General features: G+C 69.7%; 1 protein-coding gene. It reads left to right on the top strand.

Annotated elements, in window-relative coordinates:
- Window positions 1–57: 57 nt before the first annotated feature.
- Window positions 58–3293: SDR family NAD(P)-dependent oxidoreductase (locus KUF83_RS37390; RefSeq protein WP_254644939.1), on the top strand; the 3236-nt coding region annotated here is incomplete at its 3' end.

The following is a 3293-nucleotide window of genomic DNA, read 5'->3' as shown; positions in this document are numbered from 1 at the left end:
GTGGGGGAGATCGCGGCTGCGCATGTGGCCGGGGTGTTCTCTCTGGAGGATGCGGCGATGCTGGTGGCGGCACGGGGCAGGTTGATGGATGGGTTGCCTGCGGGTGGGGTGATGGTGGCGGTCCAGGCCACCGAGACGGAGGTGCGTGACCTGCTGGACGGGGTGCAGGACGCCGGTATTGCGGCGGTGAACGGGCCGCGTGCGGTGGTGCTCTCGGGCAGCGAGGCCGCGGTGCTGCCAGTGGTGGAGGCCCTGCGCGAGCGCGGGGTGAAGACGAAGCGGCTGAACGTCAGTCACGCCTTCCATTCGCCGTTGATGGAGCCGATGCTCGACGACTTCGCTGCTGTGGCGGAGGGGTTGACGTTCAACACGCCGGCTCTCGGGGTCGTGTCGAACGTGACCGGGGAGATCGCTTCGGCGCAGGACGTGTGTGTGCCGGGCTACTGGGTGCGGCATGTCCGTGAAGCGGTGCGTTTCGGCTCCGGTGTGGAGGCTCTTCTGGACGCGGGTGTGTCGTCGTTCGTCGAGCTGGGTCCGGACGGTGTGCTGAGCGGGATGGCTCGTGAGTCGGTGCCTGAGGACTCGGATGTGGCGTGCGTGCCCGTGATGCGTCGGGACCGGGATGAGGTGCGGGAGTTCCTGACCGGTCTGGCCCGGCTCACTGTCCGTGGAGTTGCGGTGAGTTGGGAGCCACTGACGGCAGGCGGACGCCGGGTCGAACTGCCCACGTATGCGTTCCAGCGGCGTCGGTTCTGGCTGGAGGCGGGTCACAGCGTCACTGATGCGGCAGGGCTTGGTCAGTCGGCTGCGGATCACCCTCTGGTGGGTGCGGTGGTCGGACTGGCGGGTGGTGAGGGTGTCGTGCTGACGGGGCGGCTGTCCCTGAGGTCGCACCCGTGGCTGGCCGATCACGCGGTCGCGGGTGTGGTGCTGCTGCCGGGCACGGCCTTCGTCGAGCTGGCGGTACGCGCCGGTGACCAGGTCGGTTGTGGGCGGTTGGAGGAGTTGACGCTGGAGGCGCCGTTGGTGGTGCCCGAGCGTGGTGGCGTACAGGTGCAGGTCGTCGTCGAGGCGGCGAACGGGTCCGGGGAACGTCTGGTGGAGGTGTACTCGCGCCCGGAGGACACCGACGAAACCCCCTGGACCCGACACGCCACCGGCTTCGTCACAGCGGGTGGCGGTACGGACGGCGTCGGGCTTGAGGTCTGGCCGCCGGCCGGCGCCCAGGTCGTCGACGTGAGCGATGTGTACGACGTACTGGCGGGCCAGGGATACGGCTACGGGCCGGTGTTCCAGGGGCTGCGCGCCGTGTGGCGCCGTGCGGACGAGGTGTTCGCGGAGGTCGCCCTGCCGGAGGGCGAGGCCGACGCGCAGCGATTCGGACTGCACCCGGCGCTGCTGGACGCCGCACTGCACGCGACCGACTACCTGGACGACCACGGTCCGGACGGCACGGACCGGGGGACACAACTGCCGTTTGCGTGGACAGGCGTGTCGCTGTACGCCTCCGGTGCGTCCGCTCTCCGGGTACGCATCTCTCGTACAGGGCAGGACGAGTACGCACTCGACATGGCCGACGGCGCCGGGCAGCCAGTCGCCACCGTCCAGTCGATCAGCACCCGGCCGGTCTCGGCCGACCAGCTGAACAGTGCCGCGTCCTCCCGCCACCAGTCCCTCTTCCAGCCGGAGTGGACGTCCGTGACACCGGCGCCCCACACCACCGCGGGGAACGTCGGCTGGGCTTTGCTCGGTGAGCCGACTCCGGAGACGGCGGACCTCGCGGGCTTCGCGGGAACGCGGACCTACGCCACGTTCGCCGATCTCGGCGCTGCCGTGGACGCCGGGGCCGGAATCCCGGACCTGGTCGTCCTCCCGTGCCGCAGCAGGCTCGACGGGAACAGCGTGCCGGAGGCGGTGCGTAGCACCCTCCACGAGGCTCTGGCCACTGCGCAGGCCTGGAACGAGGACCCGAGGTTCGACGGCGCACGGCTCGTCGTGCTGACCCGCGGCGCCGTGTCCGTGTCCGATACAGAGGCGCTCACGGCCCTCGACCTGGCGCCCGTACGAGGCCTGCTCCGTTCCGCGCAGGCCGAGGCTCCCGGCCGCTTCCTGCTGGTCGACACCGACGGATCCGTCCTGTCGGCAGAGGCCTTGCGTCATCTGCCGGAACTGCAGGACGCCGAGATAGCCCTGCGCGAGGGCGAGATCCTCGTACCCCGTCTGACCCGGGTCGCTGAGGCCGGCGAGGCACCGTCGTGGGGTGGCGGTGTGGTGTTGGTGACGGGTGGTACGGGTGGTCTGGGTGCGGTGGTGGCCCGGCATCTGGTGGTGTCGCACGGTGCGGAGCGTCTGGTGCTGCTGTCGCGGCGGGGTCAGGATGCGCCGGGTGCGGTTGAACTGGTGGCTGAGCTGGCCGGGTTGGGTGCTCACGTGGAGGTTGTGGCGTGTGATGTGAGTGATCGTGCCGCGTTGGCTGCTGTGGTGGATGGTCTGGGTGCGGAATTGTCGGCGGTGGTGCACACGGCCGGTGTGGTCGACGACGGTGTGCTGGGGTCCCTGACGCCGGAGCGGTTGGACGGTGTGCTGGGTCCGAAGGCGGATGCGGCGTGGTATCTGCATGAGCTGACGCGGGAGTTGGACCTCTCCGCCTTCGTGATGTTCTCGTCGCTGGCGGGGACGGTCGACGGCGCGGGGCAGGGCAACTACGCGGCGGCCAATGTGTTCTTGGATGCGTTGGCGGTACACCGTCGTGAGCTGGGACTTCCTGGGACCTCCTTGGTGTGGGGGTTGTGGGAGGGCACTGGTATGGGTGCGGCGTTGGGGGAGGGTGATGTTGCGCGGATGAGCCGGTCGGGTGTGCTGGGTCTGTCGGTGGGGCAGGGTCTGGCGTTGTTCGATGGGGCGTTGGGTGTGGATGTGCCGGTGGTGGTGCCGGTGCGTTTGGATGTGGGGGCGTTGCGGTCGCGGGTGGACGGTGTGCCCGCGGTGTTCCGGTCGGTAGTAGGCGGGCCGGTGCGGCGTGCGGTGGGTGCTGCTGTGTCGGGTGGCGGGGAGGTGTCGCTGGCGGGGCGGCTGGCGCTGCTTGGCGCCGATGAGCGTGAGCGGGTGTTGTTGGAGTTGGTGCGGTCGCATGTGGCGGCGGTGCTGGGGCATGAGGGTGCGGGTGCGATCGAGCCGGGTCGGGCGTTCAGTGACATCGGTTTCGACTCGTTGTCCGCGGTGGAGTTGCGGAATCGGTTGAATGCGGAGACGGGGCTGCGGTTGCCGGCCACGTTGATCTTCGACTACCCCAC

It is taken from the genome of Streptomyces sp. BV286 (assembly GCF_019090165.1).
Taxonomy (GTDB): domain Bacteria; phylum Actinomycetota; class Actinomycetes; order Streptomycetales; family Streptomycetaceae; genus Streptomyces.
This window is presented reverse-complemented; position numbering and strand designations above follow the sequence as displayed.